At 71.4% G+C, this 23,197-nt stretch carries 24 protein-coding genes; 8 read left to right on the top strand and 16 right to left on the bottom strand.

The window, feature by feature from the left end; translation table 11 throughout:
* Positions 1–10: 10 nt before the first annotated feature.
* Complete coding sequence (locus IEX05_RS08585) at positions 11–196, top strand: hypothetical protein (protein ID WP_188700960.1); 186 nt, start codon at positions 11–13, stop codon at positions 194–196.
* Between the two features lie 39 nt (positions 197–235).
* On the opposite strand, the gene IEX05_RS08580 is transcribed toward IEX05_RS08585, so the two are convergent.
* From IEX05_RS08580 to argG, 3 genes are all read right to left on the bottom strand, one after another.
* Positions 236–649, bottom strand: a complete 414-nt coding sequence (locus IEX05_RS08580; protein ID WP_229661213.1) for a VOC family protein — start codon at positions 647–649, stop codon at positions 236–238.
* Between the two features lie 91 nt (positions 650–740).
* Positions 741–1,808 carry an alanine dehydrogenase gene (gene ald / locus IEX05_RS08575; RefSeq protein ID WP_188700959.1) on the bottom strand — a complete coding sequence of 356 codons (1,068 nt, stop codon included), beginning with the start codon at positions 1,806–1,808 and terminating at the stop codon, positions 741–743.
* Between the two features lie 115 nt (positions 1,809–1,923).
* On the bottom strand, positions 1,924–3,348 hold the full coding sequence (gene argG, locus IEX05_RS08570; RefSeq protein ID WP_188700958.1) for an argininosuccinate synthase: 1,425 nt from the start codon (positions 3,346–3,348) through the stop codon (positions 1,924–1,926).
* A gap of 139 nt (positions 3,349–3,487) precedes the next feature.
* Here argG and IEX05_RS08565 point away from each other — a divergent pair, with 139 nt between their 5' ends.
* Together IEX05_RS08565 and IEX05_RS08560 are read left to right on the top strand one after the other, a co-directional pair.
* The gene (locus IEX05_RS08565; protein WP_188700957.1) at positions 3,488–4,075 is read left to right on the top strand and encodes a hypothetical protein; all 588 of its coding nucleotides are present in this window, start codon (positions 3,488–3,490) and stop codon (positions 4,073–4,075) included.
* 67 nt (positions 4,076–4,142) lie between these two features.
* Positions 4,143–5,429, top strand: a complete 1,287-nt coding sequence (locus IEX05_RS08560) for an adenylosuccinate synthase (protein WP_188700956.1) — start codon at positions 4,143–4,145, stop codon at positions 5,427–5,429.
* A 138-nt stretch (positions 5,430–5,567) separates the two neighbouring features.
* Here IEX05_RS08560 and IEX05_RS08555 read toward each other — a convergent pair whose 3' ends face one another.
* From IEX05_RS08555 to IEX05_RS08545, 3 genes are read right to left on the bottom strand one after another with little or no spacing between them, the layout of a single operon-like run.
* Positions 5,568–6,551, bottom strand: coding sequence for a 2-hydroxyacid dehydrogenase (locus IEX05_RS08555; protein WP_188700955.1), 984 nt, complete (start codon positions 6,549–6,551; stop codon positions 5,568–5,570).
* Positions 6,552–6,605: 54 nt separating this feature from the next.
* Entirely contained in the window at positions 6,606–7,385 is a 780-nt protein-coding gene (locus IEX05_RS08550; RefSeq protein WP_188700954.1) for an ABC transporter permease, read from the bottom strand.
* Positions 7,382–8,101 (bottom strand): ABC transporter ATP-binding protein, encoded by a 720-nt coding sequence (locus IEX05_RS08545; RefSeq protein WP_188700953.1) that lies wholly within the window; start codon positions 8,099–8,101, stop codon positions 7,382–7,384. The genes IEX05_RS08550 and IEX05_RS08545 overlap by 4 nt, the downstream gene beginning before the upstream one ends.
* A 109-nt stretch (positions 8,102–8,210) precedes the next feature.
* On the opposite strand from IEX05_RS08545, the gene deoC reads away from it, so the two are divergent.
* From deoC to IEX05_RS08525, 4 genes are all read left to right on the top strand, one after another.
* Positions 8,211–8,873, top strand: coding sequence for a deoxyribose-phosphate aldolase (gene deoC, locus IEX05_RS08540; RefSeq protein ID WP_188700952.1), 663 nt, complete (start codon positions 8,211–8,213; stop codon positions 8,871–8,873).
* A gap of 62 nt (positions 8,874–8,935) precedes the next feature.
* Positions 8,936–10,156, top strand: a complete 1,221-nt coding sequence (locus IEX05_RS08535; protein ID WP_188700951.1) for a sensor histidine kinase — start codon at positions 8,936–8,938, stop codon at positions 10,154–10,156.
* On the top strand, positions 10,149–10,802 hold the full coding sequence (locus IEX05_RS08530) for a response regulator (protein WP_188700950.1): 654 nt from the start codon (positions 10,149–10,151) through the stop codon (positions 10,800–10,802). Before IEX05_RS08535 ends, IEX05_RS08530 begins: the two co-directional genes overlap by 8 nt.
* A gap of 48 nt (positions 10,803–10,850) precedes the next feature.
* A complete protein-coding gene (locus IEX05_RS08525; protein WP_188700949.1) occupies positions 10,851–14,030 on the top strand; it encodes a S41 family peptidase in 3,180 nt (1,059 codons plus the stop codon).
* Positions 14,031–14,039: 9 nt separating this feature from the next.
* Here the strand turns inward: IEX05_RS08525 and IEX05_RS08520 are convergent, their stop codons facing one another.
* From IEX05_RS08520 to IEX05_RS08490, 7 genes are read right to left on the bottom strand one after another with little or no spacing between them, the layout of a single operon-like run.
* Positions 14,040–15,152 (bottom strand): hypothetical protein, encoded by a 1,113-nt coding sequence (locus IEX05_RS08520; RefSeq protein WP_188700948.1) that lies wholly within the window; start codon positions 15,150–15,152, stop codon positions 14,040–14,042.
* Entirely contained in the window at positions 15,146–15,883 is a 738-nt protein-coding gene (locus IEX05_RS08515; RefSeq protein ID WP_188700947.1) for a hypothetical protein, read from the bottom strand. Before IEX05_RS08515 ends, IEX05_RS08520 begins: the two co-directional genes overlap by 7 nt.
* Complete coding sequence (locus tag IEX05_RS08510) at positions 15,880–16,902, bottom strand: VWA domain-containing protein (RefSeq protein WP_188700946.1); 1,023 nt, start codon at positions 16,900–16,902, stop codon at positions 15,880–15,882. The genes IEX05_RS08515 and IEX05_RS08510 overlap by 4 nt, the downstream gene beginning before the upstream one ends.
* Complete coding sequence (locus IEX05_RS08505) at positions 16,899–17,879, bottom strand: VWA domain-containing protein (RefSeq protein ID WP_188700945.1); 981 nt, start codon at positions 17,877–17,879, stop codon at positions 16,899–16,901. The genes IEX05_RS08510 and IEX05_RS08505 overlap by 4 nt, the downstream gene beginning before the upstream one ends.
* A complete protein-coding gene (locus IEX05_RS08500; RefSeq protein ID WP_188700944.1) occupies positions 17,870–18,343 on the bottom strand; it encodes a hypothetical protein in 474 nt (157 codons plus the stop codon). Before IEX05_RS08500 ends, IEX05_RS08505 begins: the two co-directional genes overlap by 10 nt.
* Positions 18,327–19,205, bottom strand: a complete 879-nt coding sequence (locus tag IEX05_RS08495; RefSeq protein ID WP_188700943.1) for a DUF58 domain-containing protein — start codon at positions 19,203–19,205, stop codon at positions 18,327–18,329. The genes IEX05_RS08500 and IEX05_RS08495 overlap by 17 nt, the downstream gene beginning before the upstream one ends.
* A 4-nt stretch (positions 19,206–19,209) precedes the next feature.
* Positions 19,210–20,211 (bottom strand): AAA family ATPase, encoded by a 1,002-nt coding sequence (locus IEX05_RS08490; RefSeq protein ID WP_188700942.1) that lies wholly within the window; start codon positions 20,209–20,211, stop codon positions 19,210–19,212.
* Between the two features lie 112 nt (positions 20,212–20,323).
* Here IEX05_RS08490 and IEX05_RS08485 point away from each other — a divergent pair, with 112 nt between their 5' ends.
* Positions 20,324–20,626 (top strand): chorismate mutase, encoded by a 303-nt coding sequence (locus IEX05_RS08485; protein ID WP_188700941.1) that lies wholly within the window; start codon positions 20,324–20,326, stop codon positions 20,624–20,626.
* Positions 20,627–20,784: 158 nt separating this feature from the next.
* On the opposite strand, the gene IEX05_RS08480 is transcribed toward IEX05_RS08485, so the two are convergent.
* From IEX05_RS08480 to IEX05_RS08470, 3 genes are all read right to left on the bottom strand, one after another.
* A complete protein-coding gene (locus IEX05_RS08480; RefSeq protein ID WP_188700940.1) occupies positions 20,785–21,492 on the bottom strand; it encodes a hypothetical protein in 708 nt (235 codons plus the stop codon).
* A 66-nt stretch (positions 21,493–21,558) separates the two neighbouring features.
* Positions 21,559–22,278: a hypothetical protein gene (locus IEX05_RS08475; RefSeq protein ID WP_188700939.1), complete on the bottom strand. Its 720-nt coding sequence runs from the start codon at positions 22,276–22,278 to the stop codon at positions 21,559–21,561.
* The gene (locus IEX05_RS08470) at positions 22,275–23,177 is read right to left on the bottom strand and encodes an ABC transporter ATP-binding protein (protein WP_188700938.1); all 903 of its coding nucleotides are present in this window, start codon (positions 23,175–23,177) and stop codon (positions 22,275–22,277) included. Before IEX05_RS08470 ends, IEX05_RS08475 begins: the two co-directional genes overlap by 4 nt.
* Between the last annotated feature and the right edge of the window lie 20 nt (positions 23,178–23,197).

Below are 23,197 nucleotides of genomic sequence, written 5' to 3'. Positions count from 1 at the left end.
TCCTGAACGCATGGGATCCGACAAGAAGGCCAAGAAAAAGGGCCCGAAGAAGAAGTGCTGCAAGTCGAAGCCGCGCTGCAAGCGGTGCCCGATCCGCATGCTCGCGGAGGGGCGGCTGGATCCCGAACTCGCCCGCGAACTGTTCCGCAACGAACGCAATCGCAAGCAGGCGAAGAAGGAGAAGCTGAAGGTGTGAGGGGTTCCCCGGGCCGCCCGGCACGAGGAACCCCCGCGCTCAGTTCTGCTCTCCGCCGCCCTCGATCATCCAGGTGACGCCGAAGGCATCGACGAGCTGACCGAACCAGGACCCCCACGGCGCCTCGTTGAACGGGAGCTCGACGGACCCGCCCTCCGAGAGGCCCTGGAAGAGCCGCTCGAGCTCGTCTCGATCGTCGCCGTACAGGCACACGACGACCTTCGGGTTCTCGGCTGCGCGCGGCTGTTCGCCGTCGGCGGCCATGATGGTGACGCCGCCTTCGGTCTCGAGCTGGCCGTGCATGATCCAGTCGGGGTCGCCGCCCATGCCCTCCATGGGCAGGTCGCGGTAGTGCGTCAGCGTCACCTCGCCGCCGAGGACGCGCTGGTAGAAGTCGAGCGCCTCAGCCGCTCGGCCCTCGAGCATGATGTACGGAGCCTGCTTGAATCCCACGATGACCTCTCTCGCCGATGCCGGCGCCGAATGCCCCGGACGATGCGATCATCACACGCGGCGCCGGAATGCGGAAGGGCTTCCGCGTGCCTCATCCGGCCCGCAGCGCGGGGAGCACGAGTTCGCCGCCGCGCACGTTGATGCCGCGGGCGAGGGCGGCGTCCGCCTCTTCCCAGCCATCGCGGACGAGACGCTGGACGTAGGGGAGCGTCGCGTTCGTGAGCGCGCGGGTCGCCGTCTCCGGCACGGCCCCCGGCATGTTCGCGACGCGATAGAAGATGCTGTCGTGCACGCGGAAGGTCGGATCGTCGTGCGTCGTCGGCCGGGAGCCCTCGAAGCACCCGCCCTGGTCGATCGCGATGTCGACCAGCACGGATCCCGCGCGCATGCCGCGCACCATCTCGTCGGTCACGAGCTTCGGTGCGGCGGATCCGGGGATGAGCACCGAGCCGATCACGAGGTCCGCGGCGGCCACGGCCTCCGCGATCGCGAGGGGTGTCGAGGCGCGCGTCGAGAGCCCGTTGCCGTAGCGCGCCTCGAGTTCGCCGAGTCGGCGGGCGTCGACGTCGAACACGGTCACCTGGGCGCCGAGGCCCAGCGCGTTCGCGGCCGCGCCCTCGCCGGCGACGCCCCCGCCGATGACGACGACGTTCGCGCGCGGTGCGCCCGGAACCCCGCCGAGGAGCGTTCCGCGGCCGCCCTGAGAGTGCATGAGGTGGTACGCCCCGACGGACACCGACAGGCGACCCGCGATCTGACTCATGGGCGTGAGTAGGGGAAGCGACCCGTCCGGGAGCTGCACGGTCTCGTACGCGATCGCGGTCGTGCCCGCCGCGAGGAGGGCCTCCGTGAGCGGTCGGTCGGCCGCGAGGTGCAGGTAGGCGAAGAGCGTGAGATCGGAGCGGAGGAAGCCGTACTCGCTGGCGATCGGCTCCTTGACCTTGATCACGAGCTCGGCCTCGCCCCACACCTCGTTCGCCGTGTCGACGATCCGGGCGCCGACCGCGGCATAGGCGGCGTCGGCGATGCGGGATCCCTCGCCCGCTCCGGCCTGCACGAGCACCTCGTGCCCGCTGCGGACGAGTGCGTCGGCGCCGCTGGGGGTGAGGGCGACGCGCTCTTCGTTGTTCTTGATCTCGGTGGGTACCGCGATTCTCATAACGACCTCCTTGTCATACACCTTGTGGGTGTCAGACGAGCATCGCAGATCCCGACCCGGGAACGCGAGAGGCCCGCGGATCCACGGGGATCCACGGGCCTCTCGGCGGATGCGATCAGTCGGTGCCGGTGTCGAAGGCGGCCGACTCGCCGACGCTGTCGAGCGTCTCGTTGTCGATCGGGGTGACGCTCTTGGCGATCTGCTTCGCCTCGCCCTGCTCGAGCTGGCCGATGAGCTCCGCCGTCGTGCCGCCGATGAGGCCGCGCGAGACGTAGTTCTCGAGACGCGCGCGCGAGTCGGCGATGTCGAGGTTGCGCATCGTCAGCTGGCCGATGCGGTCGCCGGGGCCGAAGGCGGCGTCCTCGACGCGCTCCATCGACAGCTTCTCGCCCGCGTAGGAGAGCGAGGGGCCGACGGTGTCGAGGATCGAGTAGTCCTCGCCGCGGCGCAGGCGGATCGTCACGGTGCCGGTGATCTCGGATCCGACCCACTTCTGGATCGATTCGCGCAGCATGAGCGACTGCGGCTCGAGCCAGCGGCCCTCGTACATGAGGCGGCCGAGGCGGCGGCCCTGCTCGTGGTAGGTCGCGAGCGTGTCCTCGTTGAGGATCGCGTTGGCGAGGCGCTCGTAGGCGATGAACAGCAGCGCCATGCCCGGGGCCTCGTAGATGCCGCGGCTCTTGGCCTCGATGATGCGGTTCTCGATCTGGTCGCTCATGCCGAGGCCGTGGCGGCCGCCGATCTCGTTCGCCTTGAGGACGAGCTGAACGGCGTCGGTGTACTCGGTGCCGTTGATCGCGACGGGGCGACCGGCGTCGAAGGTGACCGTGACGTCCTCGGTCTGGATCTCGACCGAGGGATCCCAGAACTTCACGCCCATGATCGGCTCGACGGTCTCGAGCGAGACGTTCAGCTCCTCGAGGGTCTTCGCCTCGTGGGTGGCGCCCCAGATGTTGGCATCGGTCGAGTACGCCTTCTCGGCGGAGTCGCGGTAGGGATAGCCGTGCTCGACGAGCCACTCGCTCATGCCCTGACGGCCGCCGAGCTGGCTGACGAACTTGGCGTCGAGCCACGGCTTGTAGATGCGCAGGCGGGGGTTGGCGAGCAGACCGTAGCGGTAGAAGCGCTCGATGTCGTTGCCCTTGTACGTGGATCCGTCGCCCCAGATGTCGACGCCGTCCTCGCGCATTGCGCGCACCAGCAGCGTGCCGGTCACGGCGCGGCCGATGGGGGTCGTGTTGAAGTAGGTGCGGCCCGCCGAACGGATGTGGAACGCGCCGGTCGCGAGCGCCGACAGGCCCTCTTCGACCATGAGCGGCTTGCAGTCGATCAGGCGCGACTTCTCGGCGCCGTATTCGAGCGCGCGGGCGGGGATCGACGCGATGTCGTCCTCGTCGTACTGGCCGAGGTCGCCTGTGTAGGTGAAGGGGACAGCTCCGGCATCGCGCATCCACGCCACCGCACAGGAGGTGTCGAGACCTCCGGAGAAGGCGATCCCGACGCGCTCACCGACGGGGAGGTTCTCAAGAACGTTCGACATGCGCTCAATTCTAGTCGGGGCGCGGTGTGAGACCGACCGAGGGGGCGGCGGTGCGCGAGGGGCGGCTTCCGCACCGTTCTTCCCCGCGCCATCTCCGCGGGGTAAAATGCGTCGGAAGCCATCAAGCACGGGGGTAGACGTGGGCGAACGAGCGGATCTCCGCAACGGCACGAAGAAGAAGGGCCGCAAGGCCGGGAACATCGTGCTCGGCGCGCTCGGCGGCCTGCTCGTCGCGGGCGGCGTCGCGCTGCTGCTCGGCGTGTGGCTCATGCCCGAGACCGTCGAGAAGGGCTACGGGGCCCTCAAATCGGGCTACCGCGGCACCGTCGACAAGGTGCAGGAACAGGTCTTCGACGAGTACCCCACCGTGGCGCTCGGCGTGACGGGCGACGAGAGCGACCTCGACGTCGCGTGCCGCACCGGTGACACCTACCACACCTTCACGATCATGAAGTCGTACGAGCGCGACGGGGTGCCCCCGACGGCAGCGGCGCACAATAATTGCGGCGGCGACGTGCTGCTCCCCTGGGAAGAGGGGCAGAAGATCAACATCGAGGGCGACGGCGAGGACGGCCTCTACGAGATCATCGACATCCGCTACACCCCCAAGATCTGGGCCACGACGGAAGACCTCATCGGGCTCGAGGGCGAGCTCGCACTGCAGACGTGCTTCTACGGCGAAGACCGCATGAAGTTCATCGGTCTGCAGAAGGTCGAAGAGAGCTGATCTCAGGGCGATTTCCCCGCACCCGATAGACTGGGCTTCCAGCACCCGAATCTCAGGGGGATAACGCATGCCCGGAATCGTGATCATCGGCGTCCAGTGGGGCGACGAGGGTAAAGGCAAGGCCACGGACCTGCTCGGTGAGCGCACCGAGTGGGTCGTGAAGTTCAACGGCGGAAACAACGCCGGCCACACCGTCGTCATCGGCGACGAGAAGTACGCCCTGCACCTGCTCCCGTCGGGCATCCTCTCGCCGGGCGTGACGCCCGTCATCGGCAACGGCGTCGTCGTCGACCTCGAGGTGCTCTTCCAGGAGATCGAGGCGCTCGAGTCGCGCGGCATCGACACGTCGAAGCTCAAGATCTCGGCCAACGCCCACATCATCACGCAGGCGCACCGCACCCTCGACAAGGTGCAGGAGCGCTTCCTCGGCAAGCGCCAGATCGGCACGACCGGTCGCGGCATTGGCCCCGCGTACGCCGACAAGATCAGCCGCGTCGGCATCCGGATCCAGGATCTCTTCGACGAGTCGATCCTGCGGCAGAAGGTCGAGGGCGCGCTCGACCAGAAGAACCACCTGCTCGTGAAGATCTTCAACCGTCGCGCCATCACGGTCGACGAGATCGTCGACGACCTGCTGAGCTACGCCGAGCGCGTGCGCCCCATGGTGGTCGACGCCAGCCTGCTGCTCGATGAGGCCCTCGCCCGCGACGAGGTCGTCGTCTTCGAGGCCGGCCAGGCCACGATGCTCGACATCGACCACGGCACCTACCCGTTCGTCACCAGCTCGTCGGCGACGGCCGGCGGCGCCGCGACCGGATCCGGTGTCGGCCCGAACCGCCTCGACCGCATCGTCGGCATCGTCAAGGCCTACACGACGCGCGTCGGCGCCGGCCCCTTCCCGACCGAGCTCTTCGACGAGCAGGGCGAGTGGCTGCGCCAGCAGGGCTTCGAGTTCGGCACCACGACGGGCCGCTCGCGCCGCGTCGGCTGGTACGACGCGCCGATCACGCGCTACGCGACGCGCATCAACGGCATCACCGACCTCGTCGTGACGAAGCTCGACGTGCTCACGGGCCTCGAGGAGATCCCCGTCTGCGTCGCCTACGAGGTGAACGGCGAGCGCATCGACGAGGTGCCCGTCAACCAGAGCGACTTCCACCACGCGAAGCCGATCTACGAGAACTACCCCGGTTGGTCCGAGGACATCACGGGCGCCCGCACCTTCGAGGAGCTGCCCCAGACGGCGCAGGACTACATCCTGAAGCTCGAGGAGATGAGCGGCACCCGCATCTCGGTGATCGGCGTCGGCCCCGGCCGCGACCAGGTCATCGTGCGCCACGACCTCGTGGACTGACCCGCCCACGTGAAGACGCCCTCCCCGGTGGGAGGGCGTCTTCACGTGTCCGGGCCGCCGCCGACGGTGTTCCGGTCGCAGAATCTGCTCGGCACTCGGGCGCGAGGAGCAGATTTTGCGACCGGAGCCGGAGCCGGGTCAGGCGAGGGCGGATCCGTTGACGGCGCGGTCGGGGATGCGGCCGGCGACGATCTGGCGGGCCTGGTCGACGGTGTCCATCGCCTGCACGTGGCGGGCCGCGGCGGTCATCCCGGCCGAGTGGGGCGTCGCGACGACGTCGGGGCGCCGCGCGAGGCGCAGCGGCGGCGTCTGGTCGAGCCCCGACCCGACGTCGAGGCCCGCGCCGCGCAGGATCCCCGCGTCGAGCGCGCGCTCGAGCGCCGCCTCGTCGACGAGCTCGCCGCGCGAGAGGTTGAGGAAGATCGCGCCGCGCTTCATGGATCCGAAGGCGGCATCGTCGAAGAGGCCGCGGGTCTCGGGGACCGACACGGCGAGGCAGGCGACGACATCGGCGGTCGCGAGCAGCTCCGCGAACTCGAGGCGCTCGTAGGGCGCCTCCGCCGACGGATCCGCATAGACGACCCGCATGCCGAGCGCGGACGCGAGGCGGGCGAGCTCGCGGCCGATGCGCCCCATGCCGACGACGCCGAGCGTCGCACCGCCCAGTTCCATGCCCTGCCGGGTCGGCTGCTCGGTACCGGCGAGGAAGGCCTCACGGGCCCGGGTCATGTCGCGAGCGACATCGATCGCGAGCGCGATGGCGTGCTCCGCGACGGCGCGCTCGAAGCCCGAGGAGGTGTTCGCGACGACAACCCCCGCGCGCGTCGCCGCGTCCACGTCGATCGTGCTGACGTCCATCGCGCCGCGGATCACGGCGCGCACGCGCGGATCCCGCTTCTCGAAGAACGCCGCGTCGACGCCGACCGAGCGGTGGGCGATGACGATGTCGCATCCGCGGGCGGCGTCGGCGAGCGCCGCCTTCTCGATCACCTCGCCGGTGTCGTTGCGCACGACCTCGCCGAGCGCCTCGAGCGCCTGCAGCGCACCGGGGCTGTAATACCGCTCCAGCTCGTCGGCGGTGTAGGCGAGGAAGATGCGGGGGCGATGAACGGCAGCGGTCATGTGGGCATCGTATCGCCGCGCCGGCCCATCGCCCCCGCATCGTGGAGCCGCTGGCTACGCCACCTCGCGCCGCGAGGTGCGCCAGAAGCCGAGGAGGAGCGGCGCCGCGCACCAGAGGAGCGTGGCAGTGGCCAGGTGCGCCCATTCGGTCGCCGTCAGCGATCCGTCCATCAGCGGCAGGCTCGCGCCCGTCAGGTCGATCCACGGCACGAGGTCCGACAGGGCGGGGATCAGCGCCAGCACGCTCACGAGCAGCGGCAGCGCGACGAAGGCGACGATCGCGAGCGGGGTGCTGAGCAGCAGCAGCCCGAGCCCCACCCCGAGGGTCACGTACAGCGCCATCGTGCCGAGGTACCCGAGCACGCCGCCGCCGTCGAGTTCCCAGGATCCGCTGCCGTCGAAGAACGCGATGCCGATGACGTTGACGACGGCGGCCGCGAGATAGGTGGCCGCGACCATCGCGACGCCCAGCACGAGCGAGGCGATGAGCTTCGCGAGGTTCACGAGCGTGCGGCGCGGTTCGAGCGCGAAGGTCGCGAGGGCGGTGCGCTGCGTCCACTCGCCCGTCGCGGCCATGACCCCGATGAACGGCAGGAGGAACGACCAGCCGCTCGAGGCGAAGAGCACGAAGGAGGCCCAGTCGAGGCCCGAGCCGTCGTCGGTGAGGAACAGCGGAAGCGCGGTCGCGCCGATCGTGATGACGGCGATCGCGATCAGCAGCCACGCGCTGGCGCGGGTATCGACGGTCTTGCGCAGCTCGACGCGCACGTGTCGGAGGAACGGGATCCGCTCACCCTCGAGCACGGCCGGGTGGGTGTCGGTCACGGCGCTCATGCGGCGCGCTCCTCTCGGGCCGAGTCGCCCGTCGCGGCGAAGTAGGCGTCCTCGAGCGAGCCGCTGCGCGTCAGCTCCTCGCGGGATCCCTGCGCCTGCACGCGCCCGGATCCCATGATCACGATGTCGTCGGCGACGGCGTCGACCTCGGACAGCTGGTGGGACGAGAGCAGCACCGTGCCGCCCTCGTCCGCGAAGCCGCGCACGAGCTCGCGCATCCACCGGATGCCCGACGGATCCAGCCCGTTCGCGGGCTCGTCGAGGATCAGCACGGCGGGATCCGCGAGCAGCGCCTGCGCGATGCCGAGCCGCTGGCGCATGCCGAGGGAGTATCCGCCGGTGCGGCGCGCGGCCTCCTTCTTCGAGAGCCCGACGCGGTCGAGCGCGCGGTCGACGGATCCGTCGCCGAGGCCCATCGTCATTGCGGCGAGCCGCAGGGTCTCGCGGCCCGTGCGGCCCTTGTGCGTCGCCGACGCGTCGAGCAGGACGCCGACGTAGCGGCCGGGGTTCGGCACGTCGACGAAGGAGGCGCCGAGGATGCGCGCCTCGCCGTCGTCCGGGCGGGCGAGGCCGACGAGCATGCGCATCGTCGTGGACTTGCCGGCGCCGTTGGGGCCGAGGAAGCCCGTGACCCGGTAGGGGCGGGCCGTGAACGAGACGCGGTCGACCGCGGTGTGGCCGCCGTATCTTTTGGTGAGGTTGCTGGCTTCGATCATGCCGCCCACGATTCCCGGTGCGTACGGTGCCGCGCATCCCGCGCGAGGCTCGACCGCCTCCGCCTTTCGGCTATGTTCTTCCCCATCTGGCTGAGGCAGAATCGAGACCATGACTCCCGCAGAACTCGCGAAGACCGTCGACCACACGCTGCTCAAGCCCGAGGCGACGCGCGCCGACGTCGAGGCGCTCATCGCCGAGGCGGCCGCGCTCGGCACCTACTCGGTGTGTGTTTCGCCGAACATGCTTCCCGTGACGGTCCCCGAGGGGCTCAAGGTCGCCGTCGTCTGCGGCTTCCCGAGCGGGAAGCACGACAGCTCGATCAAGGCCGCCGAGGCGCGCCTCGCCGCCTCCCAGGGGGCCGACGAGATCGACATGGTCATCGACGTGGGTGCCGCGATTGAGGGCCGCTACGCCGACGTCGAGGCCGACATCCGCGCCGTTCGCGAGGCGATTCCGGGCGTCGTGCTGAAGGTCATCATCGAGTCCGCCGCCCTCAAAGACGAGCAGATCGTGGCCGTCTGCGAGGCCGCGCGCGCGGCGAGCGCCGACTTCGTGAAGACGTCGACCGGCTTCCACCCCGCGGGCGGCGCCTCGGTGCACGCCGTCGAGCTCATGGCCCGCACGGTCGGCGGCGAACTCGGCGTGAAGGCCTCGGGCGGGATCCGTTCGTGGGCCGACGCGACCGCGATGATCGCCGCCGGCGCCACGCGCCTCGGCCTCTCGAGCACCCGCGCGGTGCTCGACGGCGAACAGGCCGCCGCCGGCTACTGAGCCGCGCCGATCCACCTTTCGGTGGATGGTGCGGTGCGGACCCGCTGATTAGGCTCGAACGGGTGAGCTCAGCGGATCCGCGGATCGACTTCGCGACGGGCGCGCGCCTGCGCGTCTGGTCGCGGATCTGGCGATACCTCCTGGTCGTGTTGCTGTCGGTGATCGGCTGGTTCGGCGTCTACGGGCTCTTCGCGATCGCGGTCGACGAGGGAACCGCCGCGGACTCGACGCAGTTCTGGGTCCTGTCGCTCGTCGATCCCGTCATCTGGCTGATCGCAATGGGGCTCTTGCCGTTCCGGCGGCGGATCCCCGCGACGGTCGCGGTGACGGCGAGCCTGCTCTCGGCGTTCTCGGTCATGGCGGCCACGGGGCCCGCGCAGCTCGCCGTCGCCTCGAACGCGACGCATCGACGGTGGCGATCCATCATCGCGAGCATCGTCACCGGAGTCGTCGCCGCGACGCTCTACAACCGCTTCGTTCCGACCGGCTATGTCGAGGAGACGCCGTGGTGGATCGACGTGCTCGGCGCGGCCGTCGGCTTCGCGCTCCCCGCCGTCTTCGGCCTCTACATCGGCGCCAGGCGGGCGCTCATCGCCTCGCTCCACGACCGGGCGCTCGAGGCCGAGCGCGAGCGGGAGCTGCAGATCGCCGCAGCCGAGGCGGGCGAGCGCACCCGCATCGCCCGCGAGATGCACGACGTGCTCGCGCACCGCATCTCGCTCGTCGCGATGCACGCCGGCGCGCTCGCCTATCGCGACGACCTGACGCGCGATCAGGTGCGCGGCACCGCGGTGCTCGTGCAGGAGAACTCCCGCCGCGCCCTCGCGGAGCTCAGGCAGGTCCTGGGCGTGCTGCGCGCCGACGGCGCCGAGGGGATCGAGCCGCCGCAGCCGACCCTCGAGACGCTGCCGACGCTGATCGACGAGGCCCGCGCCGCGGGTGCGGTGGTCGACGCGTCCGGATCCGTCGCGGGCGAGGCGCCCGAGCTCGTCTCGCGCACGGCGTTCCGGATCGTGCAGGAGGCGCTCACCAACGCCCGCAAGCACGCCCCCGGCGCTCCGATCCGCGTGCGCGTGGACGGCCACGCGGGCGGCCTGCTCGCGGTCGAGGTCACGAACGGCGCCGCGCGCGCCGGCGCCGCCGCGATCCCCGGATCCGGGATGGGGCTCGCGGGGCTCGCCGAGCGCGTCGAGCTCGTGGGCGGGACGCTCGAATACGGCCCCGACGGCAAGGGCGGCTTCGCGGTGCGCGCGTGGCTGCCGTGGGAGGAATGCGATGAGTGAGCCGATCCGTGTCGTGCTCGTGGACGACGACCCGCTCGTGCGGGCGGGGCTGACGATGATGCTGGGCGGCGACGCGGGCATCGAGCTCGTCGGCGAGGCCGCGAACGGCCGCGAGGGAGTGGACCTCGTCTCGCGCCGAAAGCCCGACGTCGCCCTGATGGACATCCGCATGCCCGTCCTCGACGGGCTCGCGGCGGTCCGCGAGATCGTCGCCGGCGGATCCGGAACCCGCGTCATCGTCCTCACCACCTTCGACGCCGACGACATGGTGCTCACGGCGCTGCGCGACGGCGCCGCAGGCTTCCTCCTCAAGGACACCCCGCCCGCCGACCTCGTGGACGCCGTGCGGCGAGTCTCCCGCGGCGAGCCGATGCTCTCGCCGAGCGTCACGCATCGGCTCATCGCCGCCGCGACGGGCTCCCGCGCACAGGACGCCGACGCGCGGGCGCTCGCCGAATCGCTGACCCAGCGCGAGCGCGAGGTGGCGCTCGCCGTGGCGCGCGGCCTGTCGAACGCCGAGATCGCCGCCGAGCTGTTCCTCGGCGTCGCGACCGTGAAGACGCATATCGCGCACCTGTTCACGAAGCTCGACGCGGGCAACCGCGTGCAGCTCGCCCGCCGGATCCACGACGCGGGCCTGCGGTAGCGGAGGCGACCCCTGGCACGTCGTCGCGACCGCCGATAGCCTGGCCGCATGGCATCCGCATACCTCCGGTATCCGCACATCCATCGAGACCAGATCGCCTTCGTCGCAGCCGACGACATCTGGGTCGCGCCCGTCGAGGGAGGCCGAGCCTGGCGGCTCACGAGCGATCGCGCGCCGGTGCGCCAGCCGCGCTTCTCGCCCGATGGCGAGCACATCGCCTTCGTCTCGCACCGGGACGGCCATCCCGAGCTCATGGTCGCCGGTCTCGCGACGGGCGAGGTGCGCCGGCTGACGTACTGGGGAAGCCCCGCGCTGCAGAACTTCGGCTGGCTGGACGACGGCCGCGTCCTCGTCGGATCGAGCGCCGGCGAGTCGGAGATCCGCCACACGGTCACGAAGGCGGTCGCGCTCGACGGCAGCGTCGAGCGCCTCGAGATCGGCATGGCGTGGGGCGTGGCCCTGCACGCCGACGGCCGCCAGGCCCTCGTGACACCCGGAAGCCGCCCTCCCGCGTGGTGGAAGCGATACCGCGGCGGCACGGCCCCGCGGCTGTGGATCCGTGAGCCGGGCGGCGACTGGGCGCGCGTGCTCGGCGGCGACGAGGCCGCGATCGTCGATCCGATGTGGCTCGGCGACCGCCTCGCCTTCGTCTCCGACCGCGCCGCGCGCTTCCCCGACCGCGCGGACGAACAGGCCAATATCTGGATCCTCGACGGCGACGCGCCGCGCCAGCTCACCTTCCAGACCGCGGCCGACGGCTACGTCCGCGACGCGACGAGCGACGGCTCCCGGATCGTCTGGTCGAGCCGCGGGCGGATCCGCGTGCTCGACTCGCTGGACGGCGAGCCGCGCACCGTCGAGATCGAGGTGCCGGGCGCGGCCCCCGAGCCCGTCGCGCTCGATCCGAGCGAGAACCTCACCGAGCTCGCCCCCGATCACACGGGCGACGCGAGCCTCGCCATCTGGCGCGGGAAGCCCTTCTGGCTGACGCACCGCCAGGGCCCCGCCCGCGCGCTCCCGGGCGCCGAATCCGGTGTCCGCGCGCGCGAGGCCGTCGTGCTCGGCACGACGGGGCGGGCGGCCTACGTCACGGACATCGAGGGGGAGGACGGGATCCAGATCGTCGGCGCCGACGACGCCTTCCCGATCCTCACGGGGCAGCTCGGCCGCGTGCTGCACCTCGCGGCGTCGCCGAAGGGCGACACGCTCGCGTCGATCTCGCACGACGGATCCGTGCGCCTGATCGACGTCGAGGCCGCGTCGGCGCGCGAGGTCGCGCGCTCGCCGCAGGGCGAGGCCATGAGCCCCCGCTTCTCGCCCGACGGCCGCTACCTCGCCTGGTCGCAGCCGACGAGCGGCGAGGGCGAGCTGCACGCCCTGTGGATCGTCGAGACGAGCGACGACGCCGAGCCCGTGCGGCTCACCGACGGCCGCTTCCACGACCACTCGCCCGACTTCACGCGCGACGGCAAGCACCTCGTGTTCCTGTCGAACCGCACCTTCGACCCCGTCTACAACGCGCAGGCGTTCGACCTGTCGTTCGCGGGCGCGACGCGGCCGTGGCTGCTGCCGCTCTCGGCGACCGATCCGGCGCCCTTCGGGCCGAGCGCGGACGGGTGGCGCTTCGCCGCCGACAAGCGTCGCCTCCGACAGCAGTCCTCGCCCGACCTCGACGCCGAGGGCGCCGATCAGCGCGTCACGCCGTTCCCCGTGCCATCGGCCGACTACCGCGACCTGCGGGCGACCGCGGGCGGCGTCGCGTGGATCGCCGAGGGCGCCGACGTGGGCCGGCTCGGATCCCGCAGGGCGGGGGTGCCCGGCGAGAAGCAGCCGAACCGCCTCGAACGATGGTCGTTCGACGATCGCGAGGTCGTCACGGTCGTGGAGGGGCTCGACGAGTTCGAGGTCTCGGGCGACGGCGAGCGGATCCTCGTGCGGAAGGACGGCGACGCGAGCATCGTGCGGGCGACCCGCAAGGCCGACGGGGGCGAGCCGCCCATCTCGATCGATCTCGCACGCCTGCGATTCCAGCTCGACCCACGCGCGGAGTGGCTGCAGATGTTCGACGAGAACGCGCGCCTCATGCGCGATCACTTCTGGCGCGCGGACATGGATGGCGTCGATTGGGAGGCGGCGACCGCCCGCTGGCGCGAGGTCGTCCCCCTCGCCGCGAGCCACGACGACCTCGTCGACATCATGTGGGAGCACGTGGGCGAGCTGAACACCTCGCACGCCTACGTCCTGCCCGCCTCGCCGCTCGGCGACGCGTCGAAGAAGCTCGGCTTCCTCGGCATCGACGCCTCGCCCGTCGCCGACGGCTGGCGCATCGACCGGATCCTGCCCGGCGAATCGAGCGATCCGGGCGCGCGCTCGCCGCTGCTCGCCGCCGGTATCGGAGCGCGGGAGGGCGACGTGATCACCGAGATCGACGGGGCGCCCGTGGATCCCACGCTCGGGCTCGGCGCGTCGCTCGTCGGCGCCGCCGACAAGCCCGTCGAACTGACCCTGTCGCGCGAAGGCGAGACGCGCCGCGTCGCCGTCGTCCCCCTGCCCGACGAGCAGGCCCTGCGGTACCAGGACTGGGTGCGCTCGCGGCGCGAGTACGTGGCCGAGAAGTCCGGCGGTCGCCTCGGCTACCTGCACGTGCCGGACATGCAGGCGCCGGGCTGGGCGCAGCTGCACCGGGATCTGCGCACGGCGAGCGCCGCCGAGGGCGTGATCGCCGACGTGCGGTACAACCGCGGCGGGCACACCAGCCAGCTGGTCATCGAGCGGCTCTCGTCCCGCGTGATCGCCTGGACGCACGCGCGGCAGTACGAGCAAATGGTCGCGGATCCGGATCGCGCCCAGCGCGGCCCGGTCGCGTTCGTCGCGAACGAGTTCTCGGGATCCGACGGCGACATCGTGAACGCCCGCGCGCAGGCGCTCGGGCTCGGCCCCGTCATCGGCGCCCGCACCTGGGGCGGCGTCGTCGGCATCGACAGCCGATACGAGCTCGTCGATGGCACCCGCGTTACCCAGCCGCGCTACGGCTACTGGCTCCAGGGCAAGGGCTGGGGCGTGGAGAATCACGGCGTCGATCCCGATATCGAGGTCATCCACGACCCCGCTGATCTCTTCTCCGATGCGGATCCGCAGCTCGACCGCGCGATCGCCGAGCTACTCGCGGCGCTCGAGGCGAGCCCCGCGTCCGCCAAGCCCGAGCTGGGGGCGCCGAAGGTGCGGTGAGGGCGGGGGTCAGCTCCCCGCCTCGAACGCCTCCCGGTCGGCCTCGCTCAGCAGCTGTCGTGAGATGAACGTCAGGTCGAGGCCCTCGAGCGGGTCGTCGCCGACGCGCGAGGCCTCCTCTCGCGCACGGGCGTCGCCCGAGGCGTCGTTCGCGAGGTCGGTGATCGTCGCATAGAACAGCGTCGGCTCCGGGCCCGCGAAGCTCGCGTCCATGCGCGACGAACCGTACTCCCACAGCGACTGCTCGCGCGGGTCGGCGCTGCCGTAGAGCGACTCGAGCACGCTCTCGTCGACGGATCCATCGGGCACGTTGAGGGGGTAGAGCGCGTAGTACGCGCCGTCCCGGGCGAGCACCTCGTCGATGATCGACATCGCGCGGAGCTTCTCGTCGTAGTCGTGGAGCGGCTGCTCGGTGCGCCACGTGGGCGAGAAGTACTGCTGCAGCAGCGACTCGCCGCCGTAGCCGTTGCGTTCGCGGCGCGTGCTCGCGTCGGTGATCTGTACCCAGGTGTAGCCGAGCTCGTCGCTCAGCCGGTCGCGGATCTCCTGCGAGAGCGCGTCGGTGCTCGCGATGACCTGCTCCAGCGAGGGAGCGTTCAGCACGGCCCCGGAATCGATGCCCCGCACGCCCGGGTAGGCGAGCCGCGCGCGATCCTCCTCGCTGAGGGTTCCCGAGACGTCCCCCGCGGTGGTGGGGAACATCGCCCCGAGCGCGGCGGCCGTGCCGGCGTTGCAGACGAGCGCGATCGTGAGGGCGACGCCCGCGAGCACGCGCCCGCGCGGCACGCAGAACGCCGCGATGATCATGCCCACGACGACCGCCTGACCGAACAGTACCCCGGGCGAGAGCACGAGCTGGCCTTCCCCCGAGAGCAGCGAGAGGCCGAGAAGCAGCGCGAACAGGGCGGCGCCGCAGAGCGCGATCCAGCCGAGCGGGTGCGCACGCGGGCCGCGGGGCCGGGGGCCCGGCGCCACGAGGTCGCCGATGAAGGGACGGTCGGGGAAGCGGCGCTCGTGCCGGTAGCCGCCCTCCGGCGGCAGCGGCGGCGCGCCCTCGCTGCCGGCGACGTAGTCGCGACCGAGGCGCCTGTTCGAGCGGGCGCGGGCGTCGGAGCTCACCATGGCCTCTCCACCCCGGATCCCGAGCCGCCGTTCTCCTCGCCCTGCCGCTGCTGCTCGTCGCGCTGGCGCTGGCCCTCCTGGAGTCGATCCTCGATGTCGCCGAGAGCGTCGTCGTCCTGCGGCTGCTCCTCCTGCTCCTCGGGCTCCTGCTCCGGCGGCGGATCCTGCTGCGGCGGCTCCTGCATCTTCTCGCGCAGCCGCTGCTCGCCCTCGTCGAGCTCCTGGTCCGGATCCCGGGAGGGATCGGGAGACTGCTCGCGCGCCTCCTCCGAGCGGCACTCCTTCGGCATCTCGAGCGTGATCGTCAGCGCCTCGCCGTAGAGGCGGGTCGCCCAGTCCGGATCCGCGGCCCGGGCCTGGTCGCCCATGCGCTCGATGACGAGCGCGAGGTTCGTGCGCACGGGGCACACGTCCAGGCCCGTCGCGAGGCCGAGCGCGCCCTCGAAGCTCGCGCGCGCATCGGCGAGGCGGTCCGCATCGGCGAGGGCGACGCCCTTGTCGTAGGGCGCCTTCCACTCCTCGAACCAGTTGGCCGGTTCGAGATTCTCGGCACGGGCGATGCCCGCGGGGCCGTCTTCCTGCACGTGCGCGGCGATGGCGCCCTGGGCGAAGACGTACATCGAGATCCACTTGCCGACGAGGGCGAGCGCGAGGAGCACGACGGGGATGCTCGCGACCGCGATCCACAGCCGCGCCTGGCGGCGGCGATCCGGCGTTCGGGCGTCGCTCATTCGAGCCTCCGCACATCGGTGATGGTCTGCCGCACCCTGCGCGCCGCGCCCGCGAGCTCCCAGGCGAGCAGTCCCGCGGCGACGAGGGCGAGGATCCACGACAGCTCCGTGCGCGCGCCGACGCTCGCCGAATCGGCGAGCGATGCCGACACCCGCGGAGGGTCCGGCAGCGCGAGCGGCGCCTCGGGGGAGCGGTGTGCGTAGCTCACGCCGAGCTCCGCCGCCACGCGGGCGAGGTTCTCCTCGTCGATGACCGACATCGCGTCGGCGCCGTCGTACTGCAGGTACTCCGGATCCGTCTCCTCGCCGAGGCGCCCGGTGTCGACCCGCATGCGCCCGCCCTCGGCGGTGCCGTAGCCGAGCACCGCGCCGCCGGCGACGAGGTCTGCGGCGCCCGCGAAGGAGGTCGGATCCGTCTCGGCGGTCTGCTCGCCGTCGCCGAAGTAGAAGACGAACTGGGCGCGTGGGGCGGCGGCGGCCGTCACGGTGGAGGCCTGCGCGAAATCGTCGGCCGCGTCCTCCTGGGTCGTCAGAACCTGAGCGAGCAGGGGAGCGGCGACGCCGATGTCGGACCCGCGGGCGTAGGCGGTCGTCGGCGGGGTGAGCACCTCGAGGGCCGACATCACGGCGTCGACGTCGGTCGTCAGCGGCAGGCGCTGCGAGGCCGAATTGTCGAAGGTGATGAGCGAGAAGCGGGCGCCCGGGTACGCGTCGATGAGCTGCTGCACGTCGGCACGGACGCCGTCGAGGCGCGGACCGCCGTCCCAGTCCTCCGCGACCATCGACGTCGTGCTGTCGACGACGAGCACGACGTCGACGTCGGCGACGACCTGCTGCGCGGATCCGTCGGGCAGCCCCGGCCGCAAGGCGAGCGCGACGCACGTGAGCACGAGCAGCAGGCGGGGGATCCAGACACCGCGGCGGCCCGCATCGGCGATAAGCCGCCAGAGGACGAGGCCCACCGCGGCGATCGCGAGGACCGCGATCAGGGCGGGGTGGGCGATGGGAAGGAAGCTCATGCGCGCACCGTCCACAGCACGATCAGCAGCGCCGCGACGGCGGCGCAGAGCCCCGCGATCCACGGCGCCGGGGCGTCGGTCCAGACGACGCGATCGTGCTGCTCGATCGCCGCCGCGTCCTGCTTCTCGACCTCCGCGACGATGTCGCCCACCGTCGTCTCGCCGCGCAGGGCATAGGCCTGACCGCCGGTCGCCTCCGCCGCCCGCACGAGATCGTCGCTCACGGCCGAGGCGTCCTGGATGGGGTTCAGCGCGAAGACGCGGATGTCGTTGCGCGCCGCATAGTCGGCCGACTGCTCCAGCGACATGATCGCCGCGCCCTCGAGCTCGTTGTCGGTCGCGAGGATGATCGACCGCGAGCGGTCCTCGCCGGCGCGGTCGAAGCGCAGCGCGCAGGCCGCGAGGCCGTCGCCGATGAGCGAGGATCCGGGGCCATCGAGCGTGCCGACCCAGTGCTCCGGGATCTCGCCCGAGGAGGTGCCCCAGTCGATGCTCTCGCGCAGCGACTGGATGTGCGTGCGCACGAAGCCGTAGTCGTCGGTCAGCGGAAACACCTGCACCGGCGAGGCGTTGAAGATGGTCAGGCCGATGCGCTCGCCCTGGAAGCCGTCGAGCAGCTCGTCGAACACGTCGAGGATCTCGATGTCGACGTCGCTCATCGAGCCCGACACGTCGAGGCAGAGCATCACGTCGCGGCTGTGGTTCTCGGGGGTGACCTGCTGCACCGACATCGGCTTCGCCGCGATCACGCCGCCCGCGAGCACCGCGAGCGCGCCGAGGCCGCACACGGCGCCGAGGCCGATCGCGCGGATCCGCGCGGCGCGCCGCACGGACGCCATCCCGCGGATCCGCTCGGCGCGCGCGACGAGGGCGCCGGCGCCCTCGCGCGGGCGGCGCGGCCAGAGCAGGCCAGCGGCGATCGCGAGGATCGCGACGGCCGCGGCGACGAGGATCCACCAGGGGTTCGTCAGTGCCATCCCGTCACCACCCTTCGCGCGGCCTCGGCGCTCGCAACGGGGTCGATCGGCGGGCCCTCGACGTAGAGGCTCGGGTAGAAGTGCCGGCGCACGGCATCGATGAGCTCGGGGCTCAGGCCCCGCGCCTGCAGCTCGGCGAGGGAGAGCACCGGCGTTTCGACGCCCGTGTACTCGTTGACGAAGGCGCGCGTGATGCGGCTCAGCTCCGCGTTCGCCTCCCGGGGGCGCAGCCGGCGCGCCGCGTATCGCGCCTCGACGGAGTCGATCAGGTCCAGGTGCTCGCGGCGGAGGGCATCGAGGCGCGCATCGAGCGAGGCGACGGGCTCGGGGCGCTCCCGCGGAGGGCGCGTGAGCGCCCAGACGAGCCACGCCCCCGCCGCGAGCACCACGAGGATCGCGACGGCGAGCGCCAGCCACCACCACTCGTACTGAACAGGCGGGTACAGCTCAGGAACCTCGGACACGGGGCCTCCTCGCGAGCATCCGCAGGATCCGCGGCACCGCCGTGTCGGCGTGCGCCAGCTCGGTGTGGCTGACCTCGAGGCGGTCGAGCAGCGCATCGCGCTCCGCATCGTCGCGGGCGCGCCGCTCCGCGATCTCCGCCGCCACCCGGCGGTCGCCGCGCAGGTGCGCGGGAACCACCCAGCGGGTGCGCGCGTCGACCGCGTCGCGCGGCGCGATGGGGTCGGCGTCGCGCACCGCCACCCACAGCACGTCGTGCTGCGCCTGCAGGCGGCGGAGGAGGCGATCCTCGCGCTCGTCGAGGGGCTCCTCTCCCGCGACGACCACGACGATCGAGCGGCGCTTCACCGTGCCGACGACCGACTCGAGCAGCGCCGCGCGGTCGCTGGGCGCGGATCCATCCCTCGCGCGGTCGCGGATCGCTCGGAGGGTGAGCTCGAGCGCGCCCTCCGAGCGCCGCGCGGGCAGGCGGCGGGATCCGCTCGCGTCGCCCACGATGACCGAGACGTCGTCGCCGTGGCGGTGGGCGAGCAGGCCGATGGCGCCCACCGCGAGGATCGCGAGCTCGAACTTCGGCCGCTCGTCGGGGGAGAGGGAGGCCATGTGGAGCCCGGTGTCGACCGCGAAGACGACGGAGTGCATGCGCCGCGCCCGCGAGCGCTTCACCAGCAGCTCGCCGTGGCGGGCGGTCGCCTTCCAGTCGACGTCGCGCACGTCGTCGCCGAACTGGTAGTCGCGCAGGTCTTCGAAGTCCATGCTGCGGCCGCGCACGAGCGAGGCGTAGGCCCCGTCGAGCGGGTGCGCCGAGGCGAGCCGCGTGTGCACGAACAGGCGGCTGGCGACAGCGGGCAGCAGGGACGTCATGATGTCAGGGGGTCGGCACCGCGGCGAAGATCTGGTCGATGAGATCCTCGCTGCGCACGCCGTCGGCCTCCGCCTCGAAGGTCAGCAGCACGCGGTGGCGGAGGATCACGTGGCGGAGCGAGCGCACGTCCTCCGGGAGCACGTGCGAGCGGCCCTGCAGGAGGGCGAACGCCCGCGTCGCCTGGAGGAAGGCGATGGACCCGCGGGGGCTCGCGCCGTACTTGATGTAGCGCGCGTTCTCCTCGCCGATGTAACCGGCCGGGTTGCGCGTGACGTACATGAGGCCCACGATGTAGCGCCGGATCGCCTCGCTCACGTGCACACGGGCGGCCGTCCGCTGCAGGGTCTCGACGTCGGCGAGCGTCGCCGACGGCGCGAGGTGCCGCGCCGGATCCAGCACGCCCGAGTCGATGCGCGACAGCACCTCGAACTCCTCCTCGGGGCTCGGGTACGACACGATCTCCTTCAACAGGAAGCGGTCGAGCTGCGCCTCCGGCAGCTCGTAGGTGCCCTCCTGCTCGATCGGGTTCTGCGTCGCGATCACGAGGAACGGCTTCGGCAGAGGGTGCACCTCGCCGCCGATCGTCGTCTGGCGCTCCTGCATCGCCTCGAGCATCGCCGACTGCGTCTTCGCGCTCGAGCGGTTGATCTCGTCGAGCAGCACGAAGTTCGAGTGCACGGGGCCGAGCACGGTGCGGAACGACGACGCCTGCGCGTCGTAGATCTGGGTGCCCGTGATGTCGCTCGGCAGCAGGTCGGGGGTGCATTGGATCCGGCGGAAGCTCGCCTGCACAGTGTCGGCCAGCGACTGCGCCGCGGTCGTCTTCGCCAGGCCGGGCACCGACTCCAGGAGGATGTGGCCGCCCGCGATCAGGGCGATCAGCAGGCTGGCGCGGAGCCGCTCCTGCCCGACCATCTTCGCGGCGTACGCGGACGAGATCCGCGAGATGATGTCGCCCGCGACCTGGAGCTCGCCCTCGGCGAGCGGGGTGTTCTGATCGACCATGCGGATCCCTTCCGTCTACGTCCACGCTATCGGCCGCGTCTGGGCCCGGGCCGCGAGGCGCACGGCGCGGCGGGGCCTTCGTCGCGGTGGTGAAGCCCGATAGCATTTCCGCATGACCGACGCGACTGCGGACCCCATGGCCGAGCTGCTGCGCCTGCGCGCCAGCATCGACAACATCGACGCCGCGCTGACCTACATGCTCGCCGAGCGCTTCCGCTGCACGAAGCAGGTCGGGGCGCTCAAGGCGGCGCACGACCTGCCCGCGAGCGACCCCGCCCGCGAGGAGCGCCAGACGACGCGTCTGCGGCAGCTCGCGGAGGACGCGGACCTCGACCCCGAGTTCGCGGAGAAGTGGTTCAACTTCGTCGTCGCCGAGGTGATCCACCACCACATGCAGGCGAAGAACGCGGGCTGACTCACCCTAGGTATTCGCTACGCGACCGCACTCGCGGGCCCGCGATCCCGCGGATCCGCTGCGCGGATCCGCCCGCCAGGCCCGAGCCAGCGGCCCGCGGGTGCGGTCGCTCCGCTCCGGGCCGAGGGGCCGGTCGTGACGGTGCGAGAGGCGGCGGTTTAGCGCTCGAGGTGACCCGCGATGCGGCGGCGGAGCTCTTCGTCGGCGGCGTTCGAGATCACGATGAGGCCGTCGAGCTCCTCGCGCACCCGGCGGTACGCCGTTTGGCGTTCGGCCGCCGTCGCCGACTGGTCGACCGCCACGTTCAGCATGTGCTGCGCGCGGTCGAGGCGCTGGCGCTCCGCCTCCGTGAAGCCGCTCGCGCGCACACGCCGCGCCTCCTGCTCGGCGACGTCGAACGCGACCTCGAAATCGTGCACGGCGTCGCGGTACTCCGCATAGGCCTCGGCGTCGATGCGCTCCTGCGCCGACGACGGCCGGAGCGCATCGGCGACCTTCTTCGCGCGCAGGAACGCGCCCGTGTGCGGATCCCGCCCGTCGCTCATCGTCGGAAAGGCGATGAGCTTCGCGGCGTCGAGCTCGTACTCGAGCCATCGGCGCGACACCTCGTCGTGCGTGTCCATGAGCCGCTGCACGCGCTTCGCGCGGCCCGCGGCGTCGGCCTGCTCGACGGCCTCCGGATCCGTCGAACCCGCGAGTGCCCTCGCCCGCGCCTTCGCGTCGATCAGCTCGAGCTTGCGCTTGTGCCGCAGCTTCTGCTGCTTCGACGTCCACGAGCCGAGGGCGCTGAAGCCGCTGCCGATCGCCCCGCCGAAGACGAGCAGGAGCCACCAGTAGCTGCCGAGGAAGTGAAAGAGGGGCTCCATGCCGCCCAGCCTATGGCCACAGGCCCGCGGCGCCGAGCGCGCCGCGGGCCTGGTCGTCGGAACGGATCACACCGTGGCCCGGCGCAGGGTGGCGTAGGTGCCGAGGGCCAGGACCGCCGTGAGCACGAGACCGCCGAGGGTGACGTTCAGCGCGCCGACGTCGGCGAACCACGTGACCACGGGGACCCACCACTCCATCTTCGTGATGGCGAAGATGGCGATGGTGATGGCCAGACCGAGGGCCACGCTGATCGACACGACGGCGAGCGTGCCGAAGCGCTTCCAGATCGTCGCCATCCAGAACCCCACGACGAACAGGAGCACGGTCGCGGTGAAGTATCCCAGCCAGGCGGTCACCCAGCCCGATTCGAACAGATACGGCAGGTACGCGATTCGGCCGTTCATCCAGAAGCCGTCGGTGAGGGCCTCGATCCCCGCGAGGACGAGGTAGATCGATGCCATCATCGCCCCGGCGATCGCGCCGAGAAGCAGGGTTCCGACGAAGAACTCGCGTCGCGTGACGCTCATCGCCTGCGAGAACGGGAACGCGAGCGTCATCGACTGCACGCCGAGCGCAACGAAGTACCACAGGGGCGCGTTCGCGGCGCCGACGATCTTGACGTCATCGCCCGGGATCAGCCCGATGATGATGAGTGAGATCGCGACGGCACCCGCGAGCACGAGCAGGGGCACCCACACGAGCGACTGCGTGTTGATCAGCTGCAGGCGCACGACGCCCAGCATGCGGTTGGTGTGAGGCCGAGGTGCGGCCGTGGCGGTAGTCATCGCAGGGCTCCTTCTGTGTCGTTCGCGTTCTGGTGGTGCTGGGTCAGCCGCACGATCAGCTGCTGCAGCGGCACGGGGGCGAGCTCGAGGCCCGAGGCCTCGACGCGCCGGCGCTCGTCCGGGGTGAGCGTGCCGAGGAAGGTGACGCTCGCGACGCGGCCGAGGCTCTCGCGGTGCAGGACCTCGCGGCCCGCGACGAGGGCGTCGACGGTCTCCGCGTCGCCGACGACGTTGGTCGCCTGATCGCGGGTCTCCTCGGCCGACTGATCCATGATGATCCGGCCCCCGTCGATCACGATCACGTGCTCGATGAGGTGCGAGATCTCGTCGATGAGGTGGCTCGAGAGGATCACGGTGCGCGGGTGCTCCGCGTAGTCCTCGAGCAGGCGGTCGTAGAAGATCTGGCGCGCCACGGCGTCGAGCCCCAGGTACGGCTCGTCGAAGAAGGTGATCTCGGCGCGAGACGCGATGCCGATGATCACGCCGACGGCCGAGAGCTGGCCGCGCGAGAGCTTCTTGATGACGGTCTTGAGCGGCACCTGGAACTCGCCGATGAGCCGCTCGCACAGCTCCTGATCCCAGTTCGGGAAGAACATGGCGGCGGAGCGGAACGCGGTGCGCGCCGTCGCCTCGTCCGGATACTTCTGGCTCTCGCGCACGAAGCACAGGCGGCTCAGCACGCGCGGGTTCTCGTAGGGATCCTCGCCGAAGACCCGAACGGATCCGCTCGTCGCGAAGTTCTGCGCCGTCAGGATCGACATGGCGGTGGTCTTGCCCGCGCCGTTGCGCCCGAGCAGGCCGTAGATCGTGTTGCGCTCGATGTCGAAGCTGATGCCGTCGAGCGCCGAGGTGTTCTTGTAGGTCTTCGTGAGATCGCGGACCTGGATGACGGAGTCCATGGGATGTCCTTTGATGGAGG

The organism is Microbacterium nanhaiense (genome assembly GCF_014646015.1).
GTDB classification, from domain to species: domain Bacteria; phylum Actinomycetota; class Actinomycetes; order Actinomycetales; family Microbacteriaceae; genus Microbacterium; species Microbacterium nanhaiense.
The sequence above is the reverse complement of the archived record's forward strand: the minus strand, read 5'-3'. Positions and strand labels throughout refer to the sequence as shown.